22 protein-coding genes and 1 other RNA gene are annotated in these 23,994 nt (G+C 69.8%); 13 read left to right on the plus strand and 10 right to left on the minus strand.

Going from position 1 to position 23,994, the window contains the following annotated elements; translation table 11 throughout:
* Window positions 1–5: 5 nt before the first annotated feature.
* Both ITJ57_RS10385 and ITJ57_RS10390 read right to left on the minus strand, forming a co-directional pair.
* Window positions 6–1,580, minus strand: a complete 1,575-nt coding sequence (locus ITJ57_RS10385) for a molybdopterin-dependent oxidoreductase (RefSeq protein WP_194669942.1) — start codon at window positions 1,578–1,580, stop codon at window positions 6–8.
* 90 nt (window positions 1,581–1,670) lie between these two features.
* On the minus strand, window positions 1,671–2,315 hold the full coding sequence (locus ITJ57_RS10390) for an FMN-dependent NADH-azoreductase (RefSeq protein WP_194669943.1): 645 nt from the start codon (window positions 2,313–2,315) through the stop codon (window positions 1,671–1,673).
* A 71-nt stretch (window positions 2,316–2,386) separates the two neighbouring features.
* On the opposite strand from ITJ57_RS10390, the gene ITJ57_RS10395 reads away from it, so the two are divergent.
* The 3 genes from ITJ57_RS10395 to ITJ57_RS10405 all read left to right on the plus strand — a co-directional run bounded on the left by ITJ57_RS10395 (window position 2,387) and on the right by ITJ57_RS10405 (window position 5,009).
* Complete coding sequence (locus tag ITJ57_RS10395; RefSeq protein WP_194669944.1) at window positions 2,387–3,685, plus strand: kynureninase; 1,299 nt, start codon at window positions 2,387–2,389, stop codon at window positions 3,683–3,685.
* 9 nt (window positions 3,686–3,694) lie between these two features.
* Window positions 3,695–4,621: an aldose 1-epimerase family protein gene (locus ITJ57_RS10400; RefSeq protein ID WP_194669945.1), complete on the plus strand. Its 927-nt coding sequence runs from the start codon at window positions 3,695–3,697 to the stop codon at window positions 4,619–4,621.
* 148 nt (window positions 4,622–4,769) lie between these two features.
* Window positions 4,770–5,009 carry a hypothetical protein gene (locus ITJ57_RS10405; protein WP_194669946.1) on the plus strand — a complete coding sequence of 80 codons (240 nt, stop codon included), beginning with the start codon at window positions 4,770–4,772 and terminating at the stop codon, window positions 5,007–5,009.
* Window positions 5,010–5,041: 32 nt separating this feature from the next.
* Here the strand turns inward: ITJ57_RS10405 and ITJ57_RS10410 are convergent, their stop codons facing one another.
* The 3 genes from ITJ57_RS10410 to ITJ57_RS10420 form a co-directional block, all read right to left on the minus strand.
* Entirely contained in the window at window positions 5,042–5,191 is a 150-nt protein-coding gene (locus tag ITJ57_RS10410) for a hypothetical protein (protein ID WP_194669947.1), read from the minus strand.
* An 82-nt stretch (window positions 5,192–5,273) separates the two neighbouring features.
* Window positions 5,274–5,693, minus strand: a complete 420-nt coding sequence (locus ITJ57_RS10415) for an organic hydroperoxide resistance protein (RefSeq protein ID WP_056006014.1) — start codon at window positions 5,691–5,693, stop codon at window positions 5,274–5,276.
* Between the two features lie 63 nt (window positions 5,694–5,756).
* Entirely contained in the window at window positions 5,757–6,653 is an 897-nt protein-coding gene (locus ITJ57_RS10420) for a LysR family transcriptional regulator ArgP (protein WP_194669948.1), read from the minus strand.
* Window positions 6,654–6,724: 71 nt separating this feature from the next.
* Between ITJ57_RS10420 and ITJ57_RS10425 the strand changes: the two genes are divergently transcribed.
* The 4 genes from ITJ57_RS10425 (at window position 6,725) to rnpB (ending at window position 9,433) form a co-directional block, all read left to right on the plus strand.
* Window positions 6,725–7,342, plus strand: coding sequence for a LysE/ArgO family amino acid transporter (locus ITJ57_RS10425; protein ID WP_194669949.1), 618 nt, complete (start codon window positions 6,725–6,727; stop codon window positions 7,340–7,342).
* A gap of 50 nt (window positions 7,343–7,392) precedes the next feature.
* A complete protein-coding gene (locus ITJ57_RS10430; protein WP_194669950.1) occupies window positions 7,393–8,232 on the plus strand; it encodes a Nif3-like dinuclear metal center hexameric protein in 840 nt (279 codons plus the stop codon).
* Window positions 8,233–8,255: 23 nt separating this feature from the next.
* On the plus strand, window positions 8,256–8,993 hold the full coding sequence (locus ITJ57_RS19800; protein ID WP_194669951.1) for a C4-type zinc ribbon domain-containing protein: 738 nt from the start codon (window positions 8,256–8,258) through the stop codon (window positions 8,991–8,993).
* A gap of 73 nt (window positions 8,994–9,066) precedes the next feature.
* An RNA gene (gene rnpB / locus ITJ57_RS10440) (RNase P RNA component class A) lies at window positions 9,067–9,433 on the plus strand.
* A gap of 139 nt (window positions 9,434–9,572) precedes the next feature.
* On the opposite strand, the gene ppgK is transcribed toward rnpB, so the two are convergent.
* On the minus strand, window positions 9,573–10,349 hold the full coding sequence (gene ppgK, locus ITJ57_RS10445) for a polyphosphate--glucose phosphotransferase (protein ID WP_194669952.1): 777 nt from the start codon (window positions 10,347–10,349) through the stop codon (window positions 9,573–9,575).
* A 10-nt stretch (window positions 10,350–10,359) separates the two neighbouring features.
* Window positions 10,360–11,262, minus strand: coding sequence for a type I methionyl aminopeptidase (map, locus tag ITJ57_RS10450; protein WP_194669953.1), 903 nt, complete (start codon window positions 11,260–11,262; stop codon window positions 10,360–10,362).
* A gap of 34 nt (window positions 11,263–11,296) precedes the next feature.
* Between map and ITJ57_RS10455 the strand changes: the two genes are divergently transcribed.
* The 4 genes from ITJ57_RS10455 to ITJ57_RS10470 all read left to right on the plus strand — a co-directional run bounded on the left by ITJ57_RS10455 (window position 11,297) and on the right by ITJ57_RS10470 (window position 18,002).
* Window positions 11,297–11,482, plus strand: coding sequence for an SPOR domain-containing protein (locus ITJ57_RS10455; RefSeq protein WP_194669954.1), 186 nt, complete (start codon window positions 11,297–11,299; stop codon window positions 11,480–11,482).
* Window positions 11,483–11,639: 157 nt separating this feature from the next.
* Window positions 11,640–13,532: a hypothetical protein gene (locus tag ITJ57_RS10460; RefSeq protein WP_194669955.1), complete on the plus strand. Its 1,893-nt coding sequence runs from the start codon at window positions 11,640–11,642 to the stop codon at window positions 13,530–13,532.
* Between the two features lie 99 nt (window positions 13,533–13,631).
* Window positions 13,632–14,987, plus strand: a complete 1,356-nt coding sequence (locus tag ITJ57_RS10465; protein WP_056005992.1) for a glutamine synthetase family protein — start codon at window positions 13,632–13,634, stop codon at window positions 14,985–14,987.
* A 21-nt stretch (window positions 14,988–15,008) separates the two neighbouring features.
* Window positions 15,009–18,002 carry a bifunctional [glutamine synthetase] adenylyltransferase/[glutamine synthetase]-adenylyl-L-tyrosine phosphorylase gene (locus ITJ57_RS10470; RefSeq protein ID WP_194670381.1) on the plus strand — a complete coding sequence of 998 codons (2,994 nt, stop codon included), beginning with the start codon at window positions 15,009–15,011 and terminating at the stop codon, window positions 18,000–18,002.
* Window positions 18,003–18,086: 84 nt separating this feature from the next.
* On the opposite strand, the gene glnA is transcribed toward ITJ57_RS10470, so the two are convergent.
* A complete protein-coding gene (gene glnA / locus ITJ57_RS10475; protein WP_056005986.1) occupies window positions 18,087–19,511 on the minus strand; it encodes a type I glutamate--ammonia ligase in 1,425 nt (474 codons plus the stop codon).
* 139 nt (window positions 19,512–19,650) lie between these two features.
* On the opposite strand from glnA, the gene ITJ57_RS10480 reads away from it, so the two are divergent.
* Window positions 19,651–20,082, plus strand: coding sequence for an RDD family protein (locus ITJ57_RS10480; RefSeq protein WP_194669956.1), 432 nt, complete (start codon window positions 19,651–19,653; stop codon window positions 20,080–20,082).
* 94 nt (window positions 20,083–20,176) lie between these two features.
* Here the strand turns inward: ITJ57_RS10480 and ITJ57_RS10485 are convergent, their stop codons facing one another.
* The gene (locus tag ITJ57_RS10485) at window positions 20,177–20,881 is read right to left on the minus strand and encodes a DUF4191 domain-containing protein (RefSeq protein ID WP_056005980.1); all 705 of its coding nucleotides are present in this window, start codon (window positions 20,879–20,881) and stop codon (window positions 20,177–20,179) included.
* Window positions 20,882–21,012: 131 nt separating this feature from the next.
* Here ITJ57_RS10485 and ITJ57_RS10490 point away from each other — a divergent pair, with 131 nt between their 5' ends.
* Window positions 21,013–22,539: a hypothetical protein gene (locus tag ITJ57_RS10490; RefSeq protein WP_194669957.1), complete on the plus strand. Its 1,527-nt coding sequence runs from the start codon at window positions 21,013–21,015 to the stop codon at window positions 22,537–22,539.
* Between the two features lie 30 nt (window positions 22,540–22,569).
* Here ITJ57_RS10490 and ITJ57_RS10495 read toward each other — a convergent pair whose 3' ends face one another.
* Complete coding sequence (locus ITJ57_RS10495) at window positions 22,570–23,961, minus strand: 2-oxo acid dehydrogenase subunit E2 (RefSeq protein WP_194669958.1); 1,392 nt, start codon at window positions 23,959–23,961, stop codon at window positions 22,570–22,572.
* Window positions 23,962–23,994: the final 33 nt, after the last annotated feature.

Below are 23,994 nucleotides of genomic sequence, written 5' to 3' on the forward strand. Positions count from 1 at the left end.
TCGGCTCAGCCGACGCGGACGAGCGTCCGCTGCCATCCGGAGGAGCCGTTCGGCGCGATCGGCGCCTGCTCCTCGATCTGCAGGTTCCCGGCCTTGTCGGTGGCGCGGACGGCCACGTAGTGCGTCCCGGCGGTCGCCTCCCAGTCCATCCACCACTGCACCCAGGTGTCGTCGTTGATGGCGGTCGAGAGGTTCACGCTCTGCCAGTCGCCGTTGTCGATGCTGACCTCGACCTTGGCGACGCCGACGGTCTGCGCCCAGGCGACACCGGCGATCTTCGCGGGACCCGGCGTGACCTGCTTGTCGATGCGAGGCGTGTCGATGCGCGAGGAGAGCTTGATCGGCGCCTTCGCGTCGTAACCGCGGGGCGTCCAGTAGGCCTCGTCCTTGTCGAACGTGGTCACCGTCAGCTTCGTGAGCCACTTGGTCGCCGAGACGTACCCGTACAGCCCTGGCACGACCATGCGGACGGGGAAGCCGTGCTCGAGGGGCAGGGGTTCGCCGTTCATCGCGACCGCGAGGATCGCGTCGAGGTTCGGATCGGTCAGCGATTCGAGCGGCGTGCTGGCGGTGAAGCCGTCGACGCTCGTCGAGAGGACCATGTCGGCCTTCGAGTCCGGCATCGCGCGCTTGAGCACGTCGCGGACGGGGATGCCGAGCCACTTCGCGTTGCCGAGCAGGCTGCCGCCGACCTCGTTGGAGACGCAGGTCATCGTGATGACGTATTCGTCGAGCCCCATGGCCAGCAGCTCGTCGAACGAGATCTGGACCTGCTCGCCGACCATGCCGTCGATCGTGAGCGACCAGGTGCCGGGGTCGATGGTCGGCACGGTGAGCGCGGTGTCGACGCGGTAGAACGTGTCGTTCGGGGTGAAGAGCGGGCTGATGCCGTCGACGTCCACTTCGGCGCCGTCCGGGATCGTCACGGTCGACTTCGGAGCGGGGAGCTTCAGCGCGTCCCGGACCGCGGTGATCGACGAGGTCGTCACGTTGATGATCCGGGCACCGACGCCCACGACGACCGCACCGGCGGCGGCGATGCCGGCGACCCGGAAGAAGCCGCGGCGGTCGAACCCGTCTCGTTCCCGGGCCTCGGCTCCGGCCGCACGGCGGTTCGGCAGCCGTCGGCCGAGCAGGATCAGGGTGATGACGCCGGCTGCGAGCCCGAGGATCACCGGGACCACGGCGAGCGGCGTCGCACCGGCACGGGTCACCGTCGTCGCTCCGGCGAAGACGCCGGCCGCCACCAGGATCACGACGCCGAGCGGCGGTCGGACCTGCTGGAGGACCCCGGCGACCGCTGCCGCGATCACGACGGCGACGCCGAGGCTGACGAGCAGGAAGATCTTGTCGTTGCTCCCGAACGCCTCGATCGCGAACTCCTTCGCCCAGCGCGGGACGATGTCGATGACGAAGGAGCCGACGGTCAGCAGTGGGCTGCTGCCGCGGGCGAACAGCAGCGCGGCGAGCTCTGCGACGGCGAGGAACACCGCGGCCGAGACGATGCCGGCGAGGGCTGCGGCGAGGACGACGAGACGTCGCCCCGTTTGGTTGATGCCGGTCTGATGCTTCGATCGCATGTGCAACTCCCTGGTCGTGGTTCGACAGGAGTTCGGAGCACGGCGACGATCAGGCTGGTCCGATCCGCGCCGGGTGCACGGATCTCGGGTTCAGGCGGTCGCGACGGCCAGTCGGGTGCCGGTCTCGGCCGCCAGTCGCAGGGCCTCGTCGAGCTCCTGCGCGCTGCGGTCGCGCTGGCCGGCGAGGCCTGGCTCGCGGTCGGCCAGGGTCAGGCTCGTCGTGATGACGTGGACGTCCATGCCGAGCGCGCCACCGAACAGGGTGCGGAGCGCCGGCACCTCGTGGTCCCACCCTTCCGTGGGCGTGCCGGCGTCGTACGCGATGCCGCGACTGGTGGTGATCACGACCGGCCTGCCGGTCAGGGCACCGGTGTCCGCCGACGTCACGCCGGGGACGTGGATGTGGTCGATCCAGGCCTTGAGCGACGACGGGATCGAGAAGTTGTAGAGCGGTGCCCCGATCACGACGATGTCGGCGGCGAGGAGCTCGTCGAGTAGGACGCGCTGCAGAGCCTCCGCCTCGGCGGGCGGGTTCGCGCCGAGCTCCCGATCGGCGGCGGGCCAGTGCAGGCTCGCGTCCGCGAGGTGCGGGACGGGGTCCAGATGCAGGTCCCGTCGGACGACGACACCGGTGGGATCGGCATCCCGCCAGGCGTCGACCACCGCTTGCGACAGGCGGCGGGAGCGGGAGGTCGCCAGATCGGCGGACGAGTCGAGGTGCAGGAGCGTTGGCATGCGGCAACGCTAGCAAGCCGAACGGTGTGCACTTCCTTGCGGCACGCATCGCGGCCGGTTAGCGTCGCACCATGAGCGCCACCCTCCCTGTCACGCCCGCCCGTCCGGATGCGCTCGCGCTCGACGCGGCCGATCCGCTCGCCGAGCACCTCGCGGCCTTCGTGCCCGCGAACGGGGTGTCGGCGTACTTCGACGGGAACTCGCTGGGGCGGCCGCTCCGGGCCACCGCGGATCGCCTGCAAGCGTTCATCACCGAGGAGTGGGGCACGAGGCTCATCCGCTCCTGGGACGACCGGTGGTTCGCGATGCCGCTGACCCTGGGCGACCGCCTCGGAGCAGCCGTGCTCGGGGCGGCCGGCGGGCAGACCGTCGTCGCCGATTCGACCACCGTGCTCCTGTACAAACTGATCCGCGCTGCCGTGGACGCGAGCACCGCCGACGGAACGACGGCACCGGTCCGCGAGGACATCGTCATCGACGTGGGGAACTTCCCGACGGATCGCTTCGTGGTCGAGGGGATCGCGGCCGAGCGCGGTCTCCGTGTGCGGTGGATCGACGCCGACCCGGTCCACGGCGTCACGGCAGAACAGCTGCGGGAGGTCGTCGACGAACGGACGGCCCTCGTGGTGTTGAGCCAGGTCGACTACCGGTCGGGAGCCCTCCTCGACGTCGCCGGGTTGACGGCCGTGGCGCACGACGCCGGGTCCCTCGTGCTCTGGGACCTCTGCCACTCCGCCGGCGCGGTCCCGGTCGAGCTGGACGCCTGGGGCGTCGACCTCGCGGTCGGGTGCTCCTACAAGTACCTCGGCGGCGGTCCCGGCGCTCCGGCGTACGCCTACGTCGCGAAACGGCATCAGGATCGGCTCCTGCAGCCCGTCCAGGGCTGGATGGGGGCCTCCGACGTGTTCGCGATGGCCGACACGTACCGGCCGGCGGAGGGGATGCGCCGATTCCTCAGCGGCACCCCGCCGATCGTCGGGATGCTGCCCCTCGAGGACGCCCTCTCGCTCATCGAGACCGCGGGTGTCCCGGCCATCCGCGAGAAGTCCCTCGCACTCACCGCCTTCACCATCTCCTGGGTCGACGAGCACCTCGCGGCCTTCGGCGTGCGGGTGATGACCCCGCGGGAGCCCGAGCGCCGCGGCGGCCACGTGACCCTCGGCCATCCCTCATTCCGTGAGATCACCCCGAAGCTGTGGGAGGTGGGCGTCATCCCCGACTTCCGGCACCCGGACGGGCTCCGCATCGGGCTCGCCCCGTTGAGCTCCGGGTTCGTGGAGCTCGAGCGCGGCCTCGTCCGCATCGCCACCGCTGTCGAGCAGTGGACGGAGCGCGCGGGTTCCACGCCGCATGGAGGGCAGCCGTCGTAGGCTGACGACATGTCGCCTGTCTCCGGAGTCCAGTACCGCCTCAGCCATCACGGTCCGCACGGCGAGGTCCGGGCGACCGTCACCGAGCTCGCCGCCGGACTGCGCGAACTCTCCGTCGGCGGGCGCTCACTCGTCCAATCCTTCGGCGAGGACGTCGTCGCGCCGAAGGGCTGCGGCCTGATCCTCGTGCCCTGGCCGAACCGGGTGCGGGACGCGAGGTGGTCGCTCGACGGTGAGCCGCAGCAGCTCGACGTCACCGAGGCTGCCACGGGGAACGCTTCGCACGGTCTGCTCCGCAACACCGGCTATCGAGCGGGGGAACGCACGGACGGCGGCGTCACGCTGCTCGCATCGGTGTTCCCACAGCACGGCTATCCGTTCCACCTCGACACCTCGGTGGCCTACGCCCTCGTCGACGACGGCCTGCGGGTCACCCACACGATCGTGAACCGATCGGAGCGACCGGCACCGGTCGCCGTCGGTGCGCACCCCTATCTCGCGCTCGGTGGCGTCTCGACGGCGGACCTCACCATCACGATCGCCGCCGACTCCTGGTTCGAGACCGACGAGCAGCGCATCCCGGTCGCCTCCCACCCCGTCGACGGCACGGACCACGACCTGCGCTCGGGCGCCCGCGTGGGCGACCTCGCGATCGATGTCGGACTCGGCGACGTCCGCGCGATCGACGGAGCCGTCAGGCATCGGCTCACCGCTCCGGATGGCGACGGGGTCGAGCTCTGGGCGGACGACGACTTCCGGTTCGTCCAGGTCTACACCCCGCGCGATTTCCCGACGTCCGAGGGTCCCGTGCAGGCGATCGCGGTCGAGCCGATGACGGCTCCGGCGGACGCGTTGAACAGCGGGACCGGTCTGCGTTGGCTGGAACCCGAGGAGCAGTGGTCGCTGTCGTGGGGGATCCGTCTCACGGCCTCCTGAGCGGAGCGTGCCCGCCTCACCGCCGAACGGGGGAGGGCGCCCTGGTCCCAGGTGCGGACGCGGGTCAGCTCAGAGGATGACCCCGCGGGCGCGATGATCGTCTCATCGTCCGATGCCGACCCTGGTGGTCGCGACGGACACTGGACCCATGACCACGCACTTGGACACCAGCCCGATCACCTTCACGATGTCCACGCCCCGCATCGCCCGCGCCGAACGGGTGGCCGTGGCGCGTCCGGTGGACCGACCTCGAGGTCGCGTCGCCGCCTTCGTGGGCGTACTGCTCGGGAACATCGTGCTCTGGAGCACCCTGTTCCTGACCGTTGGCCTCGTGCTCGTCATGCAGCTCGGCATCGTCGGCGTGATCGCCGCGGCCATGGCGCGCTGACGATCCCACCGGAGCGGCGAGGAGGCAGCGATTCAGTCCGCAGTGGTGCTGTCGTCGGCAGCCGTCGGTTCCGGTGCCTCGTCCTCGAGCTGTTCGTCCTCCACCGCATCATCGGGGAGACCCGGCAGCATCGCTGCCGCGCCCTCGTCGCGAATGCCTTCGACTGCTCCGAAATCCGACACGGTGCGTTCCTCTCGATCGTCGTGCGCGCCAGCCTAGCCAGCGGGCACGACGATCGACAGGGCTTGCGGGAGCGGTGCGACGTCAGTCGACGATGGAGACGGTGACCTCGATGTTGCCGCGCGTGGCGTTCGAGTAGGGGCACACCTGGTGCGCCTGGTCGGCCAGCTGCTGTGCCTCGTCGTGTGAGACGTTGGGCACGTAGACGTCGAGTTCGACCGCGAGGCCGAATCCGCCTTCACCGTTCGAACCGATGCCGACGCTGGCGGAGACCGCCGCGTCGGTAGTGTCGAGCTTGGAGCTCCGTGCGACGGAGTGCAGGGCACTCAGGAAGCACGCGGCGTAGCCGGCGGCGAAGAGCTGTTCGGGGTTGGTGCCCTCGCCGCTCCCGCCGAGTTCCTTGGGGGGCCGGGTGTCGAAGTCGAGGAGGTCGTCCTCACTGCGGACGTGTCCGTCTCGTCCGCCTCCGGTGGCATGGGCAACTGCTGTGTACGCGATATCCATTGCTCCATCCTGGCACCGTCACGCCCGGTCCGCGCACCTTGCTCCCGAGCTCTCGGCTGGCGTTCAGAGGAGTGCTTCGCGAGCACCGGCGATGACCGCCGACGCGACGGTCTGGAGGAGCGGCGAGTCCAGTCGCCACTGCTGCCAGTACAGCGGCACGTCGAGCACGCCGTCGTCGTCGAGGGCCACGAGGTCACCCGCCGCGGCCGGTGCCGCACCTTGCGCATCCGGGAGCATGCCCCAGCCGAGACCGAGGAGGACCGCGGTCGCGAAGTCCGCCGACGCCGGGACATGGTGTCGGGGCGGGGCGACCGGGTCGACACCGCGGCGACGGAGGTAGGCGTCCTGGAGGTCGTCCTTCCGATCGAACACGACCACCGGAGCATCGGCCAGTGCGGCTGCCGTCACCCCGTCGGCGAACCACCGCGCTGCGAACCGCGGCGACGCCACGGGTCGGTACCGCATCCGGCCGAGCGCCTGGACGGTACAGCCTTGGACCGCTTCCGAACTCGAGGTGACCGCAGCCATCGCCGTCCCGTCCCGCAGCAGGGCGGTGGAGTGGTCCTGATCCTCCCGCGAGAGGTCGAAGGCGACCGGTTCCGTGGCGGCCAGCTCGGCCAGCACCGGGAGGAGCCAGGTGGCGAGCGAGTCGGCGTTGACGACGATCGGGATGGCGGCTGGAGCGGCGTCGCCAGCCGTTCCGTCCGGGTGCAGGTCCCTGGAGGCGTCACGCTCGAGGAGCTGCACCGCCCGCGCGAGGCGGAGGATGGTCTCGCCGGACGCGGTGGTGGTGATGGGTCTCGTCCGCAGGAGCAGGACCCGGCCGACGTGCTGCTCGAGCGCTTTGATCCGCAGGCTGACGGCCGACGGCGTCACCGAGAGCTCGCGGGCCGCCGCGTCGAACGAGCCTCGGTCCACGGCGGCGAGGAAGGCGCGGAGCTGATCGAACTGGAGGTCCATCATCAGAGTTTCTCATGGACCGTGAGAAACGTGAACTGGTCTCATGTTCGGATGTGTTCTACGGTCGCCTCATGACCACCGCCATCCAAGACGCTCTCGCCGGTTTCGGGCTCGGCCTCTCGCTGATCGTCGCCATCGGTGCGCAGAACGCGTTCGTGCTCCGTCAGGGCATCCGCCGTGAGCACGTCCTCCCGGTCGTCCTCGTCTGCGCACTGTCGGACGCGGTCCTGATCGTGGCCGGCGTCAGCGGGATCGGGTTCGTGATCGAGCGTTTCCCCCTCGTCCTCGACATCCTCCGTTGGGCCGGTGCCGCCTTCCTCGTCGCCTACGGGCTGCTCGCCGCCCGCCGAGCGATCTCACCGAGTGGTCTCACGGCCGAAGGGCCGGGGACGAAGACCTCGCTCCGGGCGGCCGTACTCACGGTGATCGCCCTCACCTGGCTCAACCCCCACGTGTACCTCGACACGGTGCTCCTGCTCGGATCGATCGCGAACACGCACGGCGAACAAGGCAGGTGGTGGTTCGCGGCCGGCGCCGTGCTGGGGAGCGTGGCGTGGTTCACCGCGCTCGGCTTCGGCGCCCGTCTCCTGAAGGGCCTCTTCGCGAAACCGGTCGCCTGGCGGGTGCTCGACGCCGCGATCGCCGTGGTGATGGTGACCCTCGCCGTCCTGCTCATCGTGCGGCACTGACCATAGATGCCCGCCGCCGCCTGATCGTCCATCGTCGGTAGGCTTGCCGGGTGACGAGAACACTCCGCGAGGTCAATGCCGTCGTCGAGCGGCTCTGGCCGCTGTCCGGAGCATCGGACTGGGATGCGCCCGGCCTCGTGGTCGGCGACCCCGATCAGCCGGTCGCGCGGGTGCTGCTGGCGGTCGACGCCGTGGGTGCCACGGTCGACGAGCTGCTCCAGGAGCCCGGTGGGCTCCTGCTCGTGCACCACCCGCTGCTCATGCGTGGCGTCACGACCGTGGCGGGCGACCGCTACAAGGGTGCGCTCATCGCGCGGCTCATCCGCGGCGACGCGGCCCTGATCGCCGCCCACACGAATGCGGACGTGGTCGTCGACGGCACCTCGGACGTGCTCGCACGCCGCCTCGGCCTGCTGGACGCCGCCCCGGTCGTCCCAGCCCCCGACGGGGTGACCGGCCTCGGCCGCGTGGGCGACCTGGCCGAACCGACCACCCTCGGCCGGATCGCCCGACTGCTCGCGGAGGTCCTCCCGGCGACGGCGACCGGCGTGCGCGTGGCCGGCGACGTCGACCAGCCGGTCCGGCGGATCGCGGTCTGCGGCGGAGCGGGCGACTCGTTGCTCTCGCACGACGCCGTCCGAGGAGCCGACCTGTACGTCACGGCGGATCTGCGCCACCACCCGGCGTCCGAGGCGCGAGAGCAGGCGATCCTCGCCGGCGGGCCCGCGCTCATCGACGTCTCGCACTGGGCGAGCGAGTCACTCTGGCTGGAGGTCGCAGCCGTCGCGCTGCGACGGGAGCTCCCGGAGCTCGACATCCGGGTCAGCGGACAGCGCACCGACCCGTGGGATTTCGTCGTCACCCAGGAGTCGACGCGGCCGGTAGGGTGATGAGTCGAGAGTTTGGAACAGACGTGAAAGCCAGCCCAGCAGATCAGAAGACGTTGCTCACCCTGCAGAGCATCGACACCGGCGTGCAGCGCACGGCCCACCGTGCGTCGAACCTCCCCGAGGTCGCCCGGATCGCGCAGCTACAGGCCGAGATCGAGACCGTTCGGCTCCGCCGGTTGGAGCGCGTCGGCGTGCGCGACGACGCGCAGACCGAGCTCGGACGCATCGAGTCCGACGTCGCCGTCGTCGAGGCCCGCCTGAAGCGCGACGCCGACCGCCTCCAATCGTCGACCTCCGTCAAGGACGTCGAGGCCCTGCAGAGCGAGATCACCTCTTTGCAGAACCGGCAGAACAACCTCGAAGAGATTCAGCTGAACGTCATGGAGCGGGTGGAGACGGCCGACGAAGCCGTCGCGCAGGTTGACGCCGAGCGCGCCGGGCTCCAGGAGCTGCTCGACGAGGTCGTCGCCAAGCGCGATGCGCAGCTCGTCGAACTCGAAGCGGAACGGGCGCGGCTCATCGCCGACCGCGAGTCGCTCGCGCCGGGCATCCCCGCCGATCTGCTTGCGCTCTACGACCAGCGTCGTGCCCGCGGTGGCATCGGCGCGGCCCTCTTCCGCGCCGGCACCTGCGGCGCCTGCAAGATGTCCCTCACCGGCAACGACCTGCAGGCCGTCCGCGCCGCGCCGTCCGAAGACGTCGTGCAGTGCCCCGAGTGCGCCGCGATCGTCGTGCGGACGGACGAGTCCGGGCTCATCTGACCCGTCGGGTCGGGCTGAGCAGCACGCCCGGTCCAGAGCGCCGGCCGTGGGCCGGTAGACTCGACTCCGTGAACGGGCCGGCTAGACGGTCGCGTCACCGCGATCTCCGGGTCACGGTGCCGAGGAACGTCCGGGCTCCACAGAGCAGGGCGGTGGGTAACACCCACCCGGGGTGACCCGCGAGACAGTGCCACAGAGAACAGACCGCCGTGGGCGACCACGGTCAGGGTGAAACGGTGGGGTAAGAGCCCACCAGCGACCGGGGTGACCCGGTCGGCTCGGTAAACCTCGTCCGGAGCAAGGTCAACAGGGAACGCTGAGGCTGCTCGCCAAGTTCCCGGGTAGACCGCTAGAGGGCGGCGGCAACGTCGTCCCGAGAGAGATGGCCGTCCAAACGCGAGAGCGTGGGACAGAACCCGGCGTACCGGTCGACCCGTTCACACCCCCGGTACGGCCACGACTTCGTCGAGCCGTTCGGTGAAACCCGCGAGACCGTGGGACAGAACCCGGCGTACCGGTCGACCCGTTCACACCCCGCGCCCGCGCTGCGACGACACCGCCGCAGCGCGACCGCCGTGCTCAGGCGATGCGTTCCGCAGGGCCGGCGGCGAGTGAGGCCGCGCCGAGGATGCCCGCGTTGTTGCGGTGCACGGCCGGGATGATGGGGGTGTCGAGCTTGAGCAGCGGCAGGAAGTGGTCGGCGTGCTTGGACACCCCGCCACCGACGACGAACTGGTCGGGCGAGAAGTAGAACTCGAGACGCTCATAGTACTTCTGTAGGCGCTTGGCCCACTTCTCCCAGCTGAGGTCCTCGCGCTCCTTGACCGCATAGGACGCACGGGTCTCAGCGTCCTTGCCGTCGATCTCCAGGTGCCCGAGTTCCGCGTTGGGGATCAGCGTGCGGTTGTAGATGAGCGCCGTGCCGATACCGGTGCCGAGGGTGGTCAGGATCGTGAGTCCGGACGCGCCTTTCGCCGCTCCGAACTCGGTCTCCGCGTATCCGGCCGCGTCCGCGTCGTTCACGAAGGTGATCTCGCGGCCGAGCCCCTGCTCGAACAGCTGCTCGGCCTCGAGGCCGATCCAGGCGTCGGAGACGTTCGCGGCGGACATCGTCCGGCCGTTGCGCACGATCGCCGGGAAGCACACGCCGAGCGGCAGCCCGTCGGAGGCGGGTGAGAGCTTGTCGAGCACCTCGCGGACGGTCACGACGATGTCCTTCGGCTCCCCGCCCTTCGGGGTCGGGATCTTCACCCGATCGGTGAGGAGCGCACCCGTCGTGAGATCGACGACCGCGCCCTTGATGCCGGTCCCTCCGATGTCGATGCCGACGGCGGACCGGGGAGCTGCATTCGTCATGTCGTCCAGCCTAGAGCGCTCGGGGCGCTGCAGTGGTGTCGATCCCGCTTGGGAGCGTGAGGACCTCGGCACCACGTTCGGTCACGACGAGGGTGTGTTCGAACTGGGCCGTCAGGGACCGGTCCCGCGTCGTGACCGTCCAATCGTCGTCCCACTGCTCCCACTCCTGCGCCCCGATGGTGAGCATCGGTTCGATCGTGAAGACCATGCCGACCTCCATGACGGTGTCGTACTGCGGCGCCGCGTCGTAGTGGGGGACGATGAGGCCCGAGTGGAACGACCTGCCGACCCCGTGGCCGGTGAAGTCGCGCACGACGCCGTAGCCGAACCGCTTGGCGTAGGACTCGATCGCCCGTCCGATCACGTTGATCTGGCGGCCGGGCGCGACCGCTTTGATCCCGCGGTTCAGTGCCTCCCTCGTGCGTTCCACGAGGAGGCGGGTCTCCTCTGCGGCGTCACCGATGAGGAAGGTGACGTTGCTGTCACCGTGGACGCCGTCGAGGTAGGCCGTGATGTCGATGTTGATCAGGTCGCCGTCACGCAGCGCGGTGTCGTCCGGGATGCCGTGGCAGATCACTTCATTCACAGAGCTGCAGATGGACTTCGGGTACCCGCGGTAACCGAGAGTCGACGGGTATGCGCCGGCGCCGACGACGAAGGCGTGTCCGATGGCGTCCAGTTCGTCCGTCGTGACACCGGGGCGGACGGCCGCTCCGACCGCCTGGATCGCGTCGGCCGCGATGGTCCCGGCGACGCGGATCCGCTCGATCTCCTCGGGCGTGTAGAGGTCACCTCGGTCGTCAGCGGCCGGAGCCGCGCGACCGACGTACTCCGGTCTGGCGATCGTCGCCGGCACCGTTCGCGGACGGCCGACGAGGCCGGGGATCAGGTGACCTGCGGAGTCGAAAGGCATAAGATCGAGCCTAACCGAGCAGGGGAGCAGTGCCGTGGCCAAAGAACCGTCCGAGCAGTACTGGTACAACACGAAGACCGGTCAGGTCGAGTTCGGCTTCGAGTCGAGCGTCGTCGACCGTGTCGGCCCCTTCGAGACGGCCGCGGAGGCCTCGCACGCGCTCGACCGTTTGCGCGCGAACAGCGCCAAGTGGGACGCCGAGGAAGCCGCCGACGACTGATCCCCCGCCTCGCGTGGCGATGGGAGTGCGGGTCTGCCCTCTTCCGCCACTGCGGTGTGTTCCGCCAGGATGGGCCGAGCGATGAAGCTCGAGCGGGGGGAACATGCACAGGATCGACCGTCCGCAAAGGCTACGCAGCGCGCCCTGGAGAACGGCCGTGGTCCTCGTGGCCGCCGTCATCCTGCTGCCGGCCCTTCCGGTGCTCGCCGCGCCGACGGCTCGGGCCGAGGTCCGCACGGCCGAGTGCGTGGTCGAGGTGCCGGGTGGCTCTCGCTGCGGTGAGCTGAGCGTCCCGATCTCGCGGGAGGTGGCCGAATCGGCCCAGGCGACGCTCCCATATGTGGTGGTGCCGGCGACGTTGGACACCGGTCGGATGCCCCTCGTCTACCTCGCCGGAGACACACCGCTCTCCGAACTCGACGTCTCCGCGCTGGCGGTCGAGCGTGGACTCGCGGCCGACCGCGACGTGGTCTTCGTCGAGCGCCGAGGCGGAGCGGATGCGGCCCCGACGCTGGCATGCGATCCGGCGGTCGAGGCGTTCCGGTCGGCGCTCGGCACCGAGGGGAGCCGGGAGGAACGGGTCGCCGCCGTCGCCGCCGCCTTCACCGGCTGTGCCGAGGCCTGGCAGGAGGACGGCTTCTCGGCGAGCGACTTCGGGGTGCAGGCTGCGGCTGCGGACCTGCGGGACCTCCGGCAGGAACTGGGCTATGCGCGCTGGACCCTGCTGGCGGTCGGTTCCTCGGCCGGTGTCGCGCTCACGGCGACGGGCGTCGACCCGGAGGGCGTCGAGGGGGTCCTCCTCGACGGACCTGATCTGGGCGCGCCGGGGATCGTGTCCTCCGGAGGGGTCGAAGCTTCGCTCTCCATGATCCGCGCGCGGGGCGACGATCGCGCACCGTCTCCGTCGACCCCCGAGGAGACCGGAACGAGTGATGCAGGACCGGCGACCGCTTCGGCACCGATCCTCGACACCTCCTGGTCGGCTGAGCGGCTGACGGCGGCGAGCGAGGCGCTCACGGCGAGCCCGCACCGGACAGGGGGAGCGCGGCCGACGACGATCGGTGGCGACGCATTGCTCGCCCTCGTCTCGCACGGTCTGTCCGACCCGACGACCCAGGCGGCCCTGCCTGTCCTGTTGGAGACCGTCGCGGACGGCCACCGCGCCCCGCTCGACCCGCTGGCCGCTGCGGCGGTCGACGACCTCTCGCGGGGTGGCGTCCTCGGCCGCGTGCTCGGGTGTTCGACGGCCGCCTGGCCGGGAGCGACCGAACGGACAGGTCCCGAGCCCCAGACGACGACCCTCCTCGAGGACGTCGCCGCGGCGGCCTGTACCGCGTTCGGTGTGGCGGCGAGCCCCACTCCACCGCCACTCGACCTCCCCCTCCTCGTCGTCAGTGCACCCGAGCAGGACGCCGCCTGGGCGTCCCCACCCACCGACCTGGCCACCGCGGCCGTCGCCGCGGTCTTCCCCGGCTCCGGCGCGGTCCCCACGGCGAACAGCTCCTGCGCGTCGGTCATGGTCCGCTCCTGGCTGAGCGAACCCTCGAGCCACCGAGCGGCACTGTGCGCCGGCGACGACGCCGCGATCCCCGTCATCGACGCCGCCGACGTCTCGACGAGCGCCAGGTGGTCGGCGGACACGGCCGGGATCGGCGGGCCGTGGCCCGTCCTCGTGCTCCCGATCCTGTTCGCCCTGGTCGCGATCGGGTGGTCCATCGCTTGGGCCTACCGACTGTTCGCCCAGGCGCTCAGACACGAACCGGTGCAGGCCGGACTCCGCCTGGGGATCGCGCCGGTGTTCGGCGCGAGTTGGGCCGTGGGTGCGGCCGCACTGCTCGTGCGCGACGGCCTGTCGAGCCCGGCGGTCGGGCTGATCGGCGTCCCGGCCGCCCTCCCGTGGCTGTCGATCGCGCTCCTCGTCAGCTGCATGGGCCTGGTGCCGGTCTGGGAGGGGGCGCGCCGCGGTTCGCGGGTCAGGACCGTGGCGATCTCGACGCTGTGGGCGGCGACCGCGCTCTGGACGACGATCTATGTCCTCGCCTGGTGGTGACGGACCGGTCGAACGCCTCCGCCTGGCGTGCTGATGAGCGCGAAGACGGACGGAGCCAGTAGCCTAGACATGGGCCGCCGGCCGAAGGAAGAGGGGCAGATGGATAAGCAGCGCGACTTCGTTCTCCGCACGATCGAGGAGCGGGGCGTCAAGTTCGTCCGGCTGTGGTTCACCGACGTCGTGGGCACCCTCAAGTCCGTCGCCATCGCGCCGGCCGAGGTCGAAGGCGCGTTCTCCGAAGGCCTCGGCTTCGACGGTTCCGCGATCGAGGGGCTCAGCCGTTCCTACGAGTCGGACCTGCTCGCGCACCCGGATCCGACGACCTTCCAGATCCTCCCGTGGCGCGGCGAGATCGACCCGACCGCGCGCATGTTCTGCGACATCACGACGCCCGACGGCCAGCCGGCCGTGGCCGACCCGCGGAACGTCCTGAAGCGCACCCTGGCCAAGGCGGCCGACATGGGGTTCACCTTCTACACGCACCCCGAGATCGAGTTCTACCTCCTGAAGTCCTCGCAGTACGGCGTCGACGGTCCGGAGCCCGTGGACTCCGCCGGGTACTTCGACAACGTCCCCGGTGGTACCGCGCACGACTTCCGTCGTCGCTCCGTCCGGATGCTGGAAGACCTGGGCATCTCCGTCGAGTTCAGCCACCATGAGGCCGGGCCGGGTCAGAACGAGATCGACCTCCGCTACGCGGACGCCCTCACCACGGCGGACAACATCATGACCTTCCGCACCGTCGTGAAGGAGGTGGCGATCGAGCAGGGCGTCTACGCGACCTTCATGCCGAAGCCCCTCGTCCACCAGCCGGGGAGCGGCATGCACACGCACATGTCGCTGTTCGAGGGCGATTCCAACGCGTTCTACGAGGCCGGAGCGCAGTACCAGCTCTCCAAGACGGGCCGACAGTTCATCGCCGGGCTCCTCACGCACGCTCCGGAGATCACCGCGGTCACCAACCAGTTCGTCAACTCCTACAAGCGACTGTGGGGTGGCGTCGGACCGAACAAGCTCTCGGAGGCGCCGAGCTTCGTCTGCTGGGGTCACAACAACCGCTCGGCGCTCGTCCGCGTTCCGCTCTACAAGCCCAACAAGGGGCAGAGCGCTCGGGTCGAGTACCGCGCCATCGATTCGGCGGCCAACCCGTACCTCGCGTTCTCGCTCATGCTCGCGGCCGGCCTGAAGGGCATCGAAGAGGGCTACGAGCTCCCCCCCGAGGCCGAGGACAACGTCTGGACCCTCTCCGACACGGAGCGTCGTGCCCTCGGGTACAACGCCCTGCCCGCCAGCCTCGACCGCGCCGTGAGCCTCATGGAGGGTTCCGAGCTCGTCGCGGAGACGCTCGGTGAGCAGGTCTTCAACTACGTCCTGCTCAACAAGCGCCAGGAGTGGCAGGAGTACCGCGCCCAGGTGACCCCGTTCGAGTTGGCCAGCAACCTGGAGATGCTCTAACCGAGGGGGCCGGTGGGTCGTATGGTCCGGGAGAACATCTCACTCAGCACCCTCGCGAGGCTCGGCTTCACCGGTCTCGGTGAGGCGCGGGATCGGCTGCAGGAACTCGCCGCGCTCGTCCCGGTCGACCCGGCGGTCATCACGCCGTCGTTCGCCGTCGCGGCGGATCCCGACGCAGCGCTGGTCGGCGTGCTCATGATCGGCCGGAAGTCGCCGGACGAGCTTGCCGGGCTCCTCGCCGATCAGGCGTCGACCGAACGCTTGTTCCGGTTGTTGGGCGCATCGCAGGGGTTCATCGACTTCTTCCTGCGGCACCCCGACCAGTTGTCGGTCTTCGAGTTGCCGGTCACGAGGGTCCCGACCCTCGGCGAAGCTCGCGATGAGCTGCTCGCGAGCGTCGGCGCCGCGGACGGCTTCGCGGAGATCGTCGAGGAACCGGCCTGGGATGCGATCCGCGTCGTCTACCGCCGCCTGCTCGCTGAGGTCGCGCTCTTCGATCTCTGCGCCCCCGATCCCATCATCGTCCTCGACCGGGTCGCCAGTGCCCTCTCCGACCTCGCTGCGGGCGCCCTGGAGGCGTCGATAGCGGTCGCCAGAACGCAGACCAGCGGCGTGCGGGGCCCCGGCGTCTATCCGCGTGAGGAGGTCGCGGCGACGCGGTTCGCCATCATCGGTATGGGCAAGGCCGGCGCGCGCGAGCTCAACTACGTCTCCGACGTGGACGTCATCTTCGTCGGTGAGGGCTCGGGGGATGACGAGGGTGGCCTCGACAACGGTCGCGCCGTCGAGATCGCCACCCGACTCGCCGTCCTCACCATGCGCGGTCTCGGCCAGGCCGGTCTCGAGCCGAGCCTCTGGGAGGTCGACCCGAACCTGCGTCCGGAGGGCAAGGCGGGTGCCCTGGTACGGACCCTCGAGTCGCACCTCGTCTACTACGACCGGTGGGCGAAGAGCTGGGAGTTCCAGGCGCTCCTCAAGGCCAGGGCCCTCGCCGGCGATCTGGAGCTCGGAGCGCGCTACATCGAGGCGGTGCAGCCGAAGGTGTGGGGGAGTGCCTCCCGCGAGGGCTTCGTCGAGTCGGTCCAGCGCATGCGGGAGCGGGTCACCGAGAACATCCCCGCGGAGGACGTCCACTACCAGTTGAAGCTCGGTCCGGGTGGTCTCCGCGACATCGAGTTCACCGTGCAGCTCCTGCAGCTGGTCCACGGCCAGCTCGACGACTCCGTCCACCAGCGGGGCACCCTCGCCGCGCTCGACGGCCTCGCCACGGCCGGGTACATCGGTCGCGCCGAAGCGCAGGAGTTCGCGCACGACTACCGGCTCCTCCGGGTCCTGGAACACCGCTTGCAGCTGACGCGGCTCCAGCGCACCCACATGATGCCGCGCGATGAGCCGTCGCTCCGGTCGCTGGCACGCTCGAGTACGCTCGCGACGACCGCCCAGGCGCTCGTCTCCCGGTGGGAGACGACGAAGCACGGTGTCCGGCAACTGCACGAGCGGCTCTTCTACCGCCCGTTGCTCTCGGCGGTCGCCGCCCTGCCCGAGAGCGGACTGAGTTTGACCAGCGGGCAGGCGGAGGCCCGGCTCGCGGCGATCGGCTTCGTCGACCCCCGCGGCGCGCTGGCCCACATCGGCGCCCTCACCGCCGGGGTGTCTCGACGCGCGAACATCCAACGGCATCTCCTCCCCGTCATGCTCGGATGGTTCGCCGACGGCGCCGATCCCGACTACGGCCTGCTCGCGTTCCGACGGCTCAGTGAGTCGCTCGGTGAGTCGCACTGGTTCCTGCGGATGCTGCGCGACTCCTCGGGTGCGGCGGAGCGCCTCACCCGGGTCCTGTCCGGATCGCGGTTCATCGGCGAGCTGATGGACCGGATCCCGGAGTCCGCTGCGTGGCTCGCCGGCGATGAAGACCTCCGCCCCAGGTCGTCGGCGGCGCTCGGCGAGGAGATCGCTGCGATCCTCCGACGACACGACTCGCCCGACTCCGCAGCTGCGGCCATCCGCGCGGTGCGACGACGCGAGGTCCTGCGCCTCGCGATGTCCTCCACCGTCGGCATGCTCGACGTCCAGGGGCTGGCCTCCGGACTCACCGATGTCTCGACGGCCACGCTGGCCGGGCTCCTCGGCGCGGTCCGCCGTATCGGCGGGCTCGGAGCCGACATCGAGTTCGCGATCATCGCGATGGGACGGTACGGCGGTGCCGAGTTGGGCCTCGGGTCGGACCTGGACGTCCTCTACGTGTTCCGGGCGCTACCGGACGTCGATCCACAGCTCGCGCAACGGCAGGCGGCCGCGATCGCCGCGGAGCTCAACCGGTTGAGCGAGGACGCCCGCCTCCCGCTCGACCTCGACCTCGACCTGCGTCCGGAGGGTAAGAACGGGCCTCTCGTGCGGTCCCTCGACTCCTACCGGAACTACTACGCGCGATGGTCACTCACTTGGGAGGCGCAGGCGCTCCTGCGGGCTGCCGGCGTCGTCGGCGATCCGGACCTCATCGCCGCCTTCACCGAGGTGGCCGACACCGTCCGCTATCCGGCGGACATCAGCGAGCAGTCCGTCCGTGAGGTGAAGCGGATCAAGGCACGGGTGGAGAACGAACGACTGCCGCAGGGCGCTGATCCGACCCGACACCTCAAACTCGGCCGCGGATCGCTCAGCGATGTCGAGTGGTTCGTGCAGCTTCTGCAGCTCGAACATGGAGTCCATGTCCCGGCGCTCCGGACGACGTCGACGCTCCGGGCACTCGACGCGGCGGTGGAGGCGGACCTGGTCGATCGGGAGTCCGCCGACCGACTTCGTGAGGCTTGGATCCTGGCGTCGCGGATCCGCTCGGCGATGACCCTGTGGTTGAACAAGACCCAGGACGTGCTGCCGAGCGACCGATTGCAGCTCGAGGGCGTCGCACGGCTGCTGGAGTACCCGACCGGATCGGCGAGCCTCCTGGAGCAGGACTACCTCGCCGCCACCCGTCGAGCCCGCGCGGTCTTCGAGCACGGATTCTACGGGCTCTGAGCCGGCCACACCCGTCGTCACGATCACGCGGAACCGCCCCGCCATCCGGGAGGATGACGGGGCGGTTCGGGGTGCTGAAGGGACTCAGACGCCGTAGTACAGCTCGAACTCGAACGGGTGCGGGCGCTGGGCCAGCGGCTTGATCTCGTTCTCGCGCTTGTACTGGATCCAGGTCTCGATGAGCTCCGGCGTGAAGACGTTGCCGGCGAGCAGGAACTCGTGGTCCGCCTCGAGTGCCTCGAGTGCGGCGCCGAGCGACGCGGGCACCTGCGGGATGTTCTTGGCCTCCTCGGGGGGAAGCTCGTAGAGGTCCTTGTCGACGGGCTCGTGCGGCTCAATGCGGTTCTTGATGCCGTCGAGGCCAGCCATCAGCTGCGCGGCGAACGCGAGGTACGGGTTGCCGGAGGCGTCGGGCGCGCGGAACTCGATGCGCTTCGCCTTCGGGTTCGTGCCCGTGATCGGGATCCGGATCGACGCCGAGCGGTTGCCGGCCGAGTAGACCAGGTTGACCGGAGCTTCGAAGCCCGGGACGAGGCGGTGGTAGGAGTTCACCGTCGGGTTCGTGAAGGCGAGGACCGCGGGAGCGTGCTTCAGCAGACCACCGATGTACCAGCGGGCGAGGTCGGAGAGGCCGCCGTAGCCGTTCTCGTCGTAGAAGAGCGGCTTGCCGTCACTCCAGAGCGACTGGTGCGTGTGCATGCCCGAACCGTTGTCACCGAAGAGCGGCTTCGGCATGAAGGTCGCGGTCTTGCCCCACAGCTCAGCCGTGTTCTTGACGATGTACTTGAACTTCAGGATGTCGTCAGCCGCGGCGACCATGGTGTCGAAGCGGTAGTTGATCTCGGCCTGGCCGCCGGTGCCCACTTCGTGGTGAGCGCGCTCGAGGATGAGGCCGGCGTCGATCAGCTTGAGGCTGATGTCGTCGCGGAGGTCGGCCTGCTTGTCGACGGGGCTGACGGGGAAGTAGCCACCCTTGTACGGCGTCTTGTTGCCGAGGTTGCCGCCCTCTTCGGCGCGACCGGTGTTCCAGGCTCCCTCTTCGGAGTCCACCGAGTAGAAGCTCGAGTGCTGGTTCACCTCGTAGCGGACGTCGTCGAAGATGTAGAACTCTGCTTCGGGGGCGAAGAACGCGGTGTCGGCGATGCCGGTCGAGGCGAGGTACTTCTCAGCCTTCTTGGCGACCTGACGCGGGTCCTTCGAGTAGATCTCGCCGTTGCGGGGGTTGTAGATGTCGAACACCATGATGAGCGTGCGCTCGGCACGGAAGGCGTCGATGTAGGCGGTGGAGACATCCGGGATGAGCTGCATGTCGGACTCGTGGATGTTGGCGAAGCCACGGATGGACGAGCCATCGAAGAGCTGGCCGACGGTGAAGAACTCCTCGTCGACGGTGCTGGCCGGGATGTTGAAGTGCTGCTGCACGCCGGGAAGGTCCGTGAAGCGGATGTCGAGGAACTTGACATCGGTGTCCTTGATGAACTTGAGCACTTCGGAAGAATCACTGAACATGTGAATGGCTCCAAATGGGGTTGGTACAGGGAGGCTGCACAGCGCAGCCACCTGTGAGACTACGGGGAGGGGGTTACCCCGCCATGACACCCATGTTTCGTGGATGTTACGAGAATCCCCGCCCGAATAGAATGGCACAGTGCCCCAGACCCCGCAGAATCCACGGACCTTCGGTGAGCTTCCTCCCAGTGCCTTCCCTGGCGAACGGCTCGGGCTTCCCGAGAGCGGCGTCCGTTCGGTCGCGCGGGTCGGGCGGCGCATCATCGCCCTCGTGATCGACTGGGCTCTCGCCGTGGTGCTCTCCGTCGCCTTCTTCGCCTACGACGCCACGGCGACGCTCGTCATCTTCGCGATCATGCAGCTCGTGTTCATCCCCACGATCGGTGGCAGCATCGGTCACCGCCTGTGCGGCATGCGGTTGATGCCGCTCACGGGCGGGTGGGTCGGGCTCTGGCGACCCGTCGTCCGGACGGTGCTCCTGTGCGTCGTCGTGCCGGCGCTCGTCTGGGACTCGGACCAGCGCGGGTTCCACGACAAGGTCGCCGGCACGGTGCTCCTCCGCGTGCGCTGAATCCGCGTCGACGATCGGTACACGCAGCGACGGCCGCCCTCCGGAGAGGGCGGCCGTCGCGGTTGCGCGGGAGACTCCGCGCGATATCAGGTGATCAGCGTGCGCGCTGCGGGCGGACCCGCATCGGGTCGACGCCCTTCGGGATCGGGAGCTGGGTGCCGAACGACGACAGGCGGTTGCTCACGGCGAGCACCTCGGGGTTGGTCAGGGACTTCTTGACCTTCCGGAGGGCACCGGAGAGCTGACGGAGCTGCACGGAGTCGGCGTCGGGGCCGACGTGGAAGACCGTGATCGGCACGTTCGGGAGGATACGGGTGACCTTGCGCTTCTCGTCCTCGAGCAGGCGTGAGGTCCGCGATCGTGGTCCTTCCGCGATCAGGGCGACGCCGCCGCGGCCGACGGCACGGTAGATCGCGTCCTGGGTCTTGGGGTTCACGGCGACGGGCATCTCGCTCGTCTGCCACGAGCGTGGTGCTGCACGGAGGACCTGCCCGACAGCACCCGGTCGACCCTCGATCTGCGTGTAGACGACCTTGTCCGCGCGACGGGTGAGGATGAACAGCGCGGCCAGGATGCCCGCGAGCACGCCCGCGATGATCCACATGACGAGCGCGAAGATGTTGCCGGCGGAGAACAGCAGCGCCACGGCGATGCCGATGAGCACCGGCAGGATGAACCCACCGAGCATCAACCACTGCGCCGCCTTGTCGTGGCGACGGGTGAGCTGGAACACCTGCCAGAGCTGCTTGATCCGCCCTGGTTCCTTCTGCGCCGCCGGGGGCGCGTCCTTCTGAGCCATACACCCAGGATAGCCGGTGCCGGAGGGTCGTGATGCTGCGATGTGCTCCACAGGAGCACCCCTCCGGTTCCTTGTCCACAACCATCGGTGTGGACCGAGGCAGCGGATACCGGACGTCACAGGATCGGGGTATGGAAACGTCGATCGATCCGTCCGATGCAGCAGTCACCGTGGCAGGCCGTCGCCTCGTCAGACGCCTGGGCACCGGCCAGGAGTGGACGGCCTACTCGACGGTGCCCGTCGACGCCGATCCCGCCGGTCGCGGCGGCGGGGTCCTGGCTCCGACCGTCGTCGATGCGGTGCTGCTCCGCGCCAGGGCGGACGCCGCCGAGCGGGGCCTCTGGCGCCGAACGGCCATCCTGTCGCGTCTCGACCATCCCCACATCGTGAAACTCATCGATGTCGCCGAGGATCCCGGCGGTCTGCCGTGCCTGCTGGTCGAACGGCTCGCCGGCGGCACGCTGGGGGAGTTGTTGCGACGCCGCGAGTCGATCGCTCCGGGCGAAGCCGTAACCATCCTGGCTCCGCTGGTCGACGCCGTCCGCGCGGCGCATCTCGCGGGCATCGCTCACGGTGGCATCGCGGCCACGGCGGTGTCGTTCGCCGCCGACGGTCGACCGGTCCTCGCCGGTTGGTCCCAGGCCGTCGCCGTCGACCGACCCGGTCTCAGCGGCGGGACCGGCCGCCCCGACCCGGGGTTCGTCGAGGACTGGTCGGCGTTCTCCAGACTCATGGACGGCGTGCTGCGATCGACGCCGTCCGCCGACCAGCCAACGACCGAGCCGTGGGTCGCGGAGCTCGCACCAGGACTCGCCGATCATGAGATCGCCAACCGCCTGCAGCAACGGATCCATGCCCTCGCGAGACCCCTGCCGGTCCTCCTGGACCGCGTCGATCCTCCGACGGGTACCGCAGCCGACGACATCCGTGCCGCCGTCGAACATGACCGGGCGATGCGGGCGACCACGCCGCCGACGAGACGTGCTGCCGCCGAGGCGAGACGCCGCACGCCCGTGGCGGCGAGGTTTCGTCAGCGTCTCGACGTGCGCCCGGGTCGCCGCTCACCCGTCGCGGCCGCCGACCGCCCGGAGGCGCGGCGCGGCAGCCCGTCGCGCCGTCGCCTGGTCCTCGGCGGAGCAGGCGCGGCCGTGGTGCTGGCGTCGACCGCGATGGTGCTCCTGCCGCCGGAGGCGCCGAGCACCGCCGACGCCGGATCGAGCTCGCAGCAGCCCTCGACGCCGGAGCCCCGGTCCTCCACTCCTGCGCCGGTCCCCTCCGTGCAGGCCGATGCCGCCGCATCCGCCGAGGCCGTAGACGCCGTCGACGCCGTGGAGGGCGATGATCCGCTCGCAGCCGCCCGCGCACTCGTGCTCAGACGCGACCAGTGCCGTTCGAGTTCGGATGCAACGTGCCTCTGGGAAGCTGTCGAACCGGGATCGCCGTTCGGGGACGAGGAGCAGGTCGGCGACGGGATCGGACCGATCGAGGCGGCGACCCTGGAGCTCGTCGACCGCCAGGGCGACGCGGCAGTCCTTCGAGGTACGGCCGAGGCTGCGGCCACGGACGACGTTGCGCCGAAACGACGCCAGCCCGTCACGCTCCTCGTGGTGAGGGGCGAGACGGGCTGGCGTCTGCGGGAGGTCTTCACCGCCGGATGAGGCGGTGATCCCCGGGTGGTCGTGCTGCGATCAGATCCCGAGCGAGCCGCGGAAGTCGCCTGCTTCGAGGCGGTTCTTCACCTGGACGAGGAAGCGTGCAGCGTCCGCGCCGTCGATGATCCGGTGGTCGTAGCTCAGGGCGAGGTAGACCGTCGAACGGATGGCGATGGCGTCAGCCCCGTCGACCGTCACGACGACAGGCTTCTTGGTCACGATGCCGGTTCCGAGGATCGCCGACTGCGGCAGGAACACGATCGGGGTGTCGAAGAGCGCACCCCGCGATCCGGTGTTGGTCAGCGTGAACGTGCCACCGGAGAGTTCGTCGGGCTGCAGCTTGTTGTCGCGCGTCCGCTGGGCGAGGTCGGCGATCTCCGCGCCGAGCTCCGCGATCGACTTGGAGCCGGAGTCACGGATGACCGGGGTGAGGAGACCACGCTCGGTGTCGACCGCGATCGCGAGGTTCTCGGTCTCCGGGTAGACGATCTGATCGCCGTCGACCGTGGCGTTGATGATCGGGTACGTCTGGAGCGCCTCGCTGGCTGCGAGGGCGAAGAACGGCAGGAAGGAGAGCTTGTTGCCGGTCTTGGCCAGGAACTCGTCCTTGACGGCCGTGCGCAGTGCGGCGACCTTCGTGACGTCGACCTCGACGACGCTCGTGAGCTGGGCGGTGCCCTGCATCGAAGCGACGGCGCGCTCGGCTACGACCTTGCGCAGACGCGACATGGCCTTGCTCGTGCCGCGGAGTTCCGAGACCTGGACGGCGGGTGCCGCTGCGGTCTCGGTGTCGGTCGTGCTGCCGGCACGCTGTGCCTGGAGGACGTCCTCCTTGCGGATGCGTCCACCGACACCGGTGCCGGTGACGGTGTTGAGGTCGACCCCGTGCTGGTTCGCCAGGCGGCGGACGAGCGGCGTGACGTAGCCGGAGTTGACGACACCGGAGGGCTGCTCGGAAGCAGCAGGTGCCGGAGCAGCGGCGGGAGCCGGAGCGGCAGCAGGTGCCGGAGCCGGAGCAGCGGTCGGAGCCGGAGCAGCGGTCGGAGCCGGAGCAGCAGCGGGAGCCGGAGCAGCGGCGGGAGCCGGAGCCGGCTCGGGCTCAGGTGCCGGCGCAGGTTCGGGCTCGGCGGCGGGGGCCTCAGCTGCCGGCTCCGCCGCGGGGGCGGGCTCTTCGGCTGCGGCCGCGCCCGAACCATCACCGATGGTCACGAGGGCGGTACCGACCTCGACGGTCTCGTCTTCCTGGACGAGGATCGCTTCGATGACACCTGCGACGGGCGAAGGGATCTCGGTGTCGACCTTGTCGGTCGAAACTTCGAGCAACGGCTCGTCGACCTCCACGGTGTCGCCGACATTCTTCAGCCAGCGGGTGACCGTACCCTCGGTGACACTCTCGCCGAGTGCCGGGAGGCTGACGGATTCGCTCATGACCTTGTCTCCTTTGAAACCTGTTGTGTGTGC

This window comes from Plantibacter sp. VKM Ac-2880 (assembly GCF_015351235.1).
Taxonomy (GTDB): domain Bacteria; phylum Actinomycetota; class Actinomycetes; order Actinomycetales; family Microbacteriaceae; genus Plantibacter.

What these genes read in the sequence shown, in the direction of transcription:
- ITJ57_RS10495 (WP_194669958.1), bottom strand. Translation starts at nt 23,961, where the DNA reads ATGAGCGAATCCGTCAGCCTCCCGGCACTCGGCGAGAGTGTCACCGAG.
- glnA (WP_056005986.1), bottom strand. Translation starts at nt 19,511, where the DNA reads ATGTTCAGTGATTCTTCCGAAGTGCTCAAGTTCATCAAGGACACCGAT.
- ITJ57_RS10385 (WP_194669942.1), bottom strand. Translation starts at nt 1,580, where the DNA reads ATGCGATCGAAGCATCAGACCGGCATCAACCAAACGGGGCGACGTCTC.
- map (WP_194669953.1), bottom strand. Translation starts at nt 11,262, where the DNA reads ATGCCTTTCGACTCCGCAGGTCACCTGATCCCCGGCCTCGTCGGCCGT.
- ITJ57_RS10485 (WP_056005980.1), bottom strand. Translation starts at nt 20,881, where the DNA reads ATGGCTCAGAAGGACGCGCCCCCGGCGGCGCAGAAGGAACCAGGGCGG.
- ITJ57_RS10420 (WP_194669948.1), bottom strand. Translation starts at nt 6,653, where the DNA reads ATGGACCTCCAGTTCGATCAGCTCCGCGCCTTCCTCGCCGCCGTGGAC.
- ITJ57_RS10400 (WP_194669945.1), top strand. Translation starts at nt 3,695, where the DNA reads ATGTCGCCTGTCTCCGGAGTCCAGTACCGCCTCAGCCATCACGGTCCG.
- ITJ57_RS10390 (WP_194669943.1), bottom strand. Translation starts at nt 2,315, where the DNA reads ATGCCAACGCTCCTGCACCTCGACTCGTCCGCCGATCTGGCGACCTCC.
- ITJ57_RS10425 (WP_194669949.1), top strand. Translation starts at nt 6,725, where the DNA reads ATGACCACCGCCATCCAAGACGCTCTCGCCGGTTTCGGGCTCGGCCTC.
- ITJ57_RS10405 (WP_194669946.1), top strand. Translation starts at nt 4,770, where the DNA reads ATGACCACGCACTTGGACACCAGCCCGATCACCTTCACGATGTCCACG.
- ITJ57_RS10470 (WP_194670381.1), top strand. Translation starts at nt 15,009, where the DNA reads ATGGTCCGGGAGAACATCTCACTCAGCACCCTCGCGAGGCTCGGCTTC.
- ppgK (WP_194669952.1), bottom strand. Translation starts at nt 10,349, where the DNA reads ATGACGAATGCAGCTCCCCGGTCCGCCGTCGGCATCGACATCGGAGGG.
- ITJ57_RS10465 (WP_056005992.1), top strand. Translation starts at nt 13,632, where the DNA reads ATGGATAAGCAGCGCGACTTCGTTCTCCGCACGATCGAGGAGCGGGGC.
- ITJ57_RS10490 (WP_194669957.1), top strand. Translation starts at nt 21,013, where the DNA reads ATGGAAACGTCGATCGATCCGTCCGATGCAGCAGTCACCGTGGCAGGC.
- ITJ57_RS10395 (WP_194669944.1), top strand. Translation starts at nt 2,387, where the DNA reads ATGAGCGCCACCCTCCCTGTCACGCCCGCCCGTCCGGATGCGCTCGCG.
- ITJ57_RS10415 (WP_056006014.1), bottom strand. Translation starts at nt 5,693, where the DNA reads ATGGATATCGCGTACACAGCAGTTGCCCATGCCACCGGAGGCGGACGA.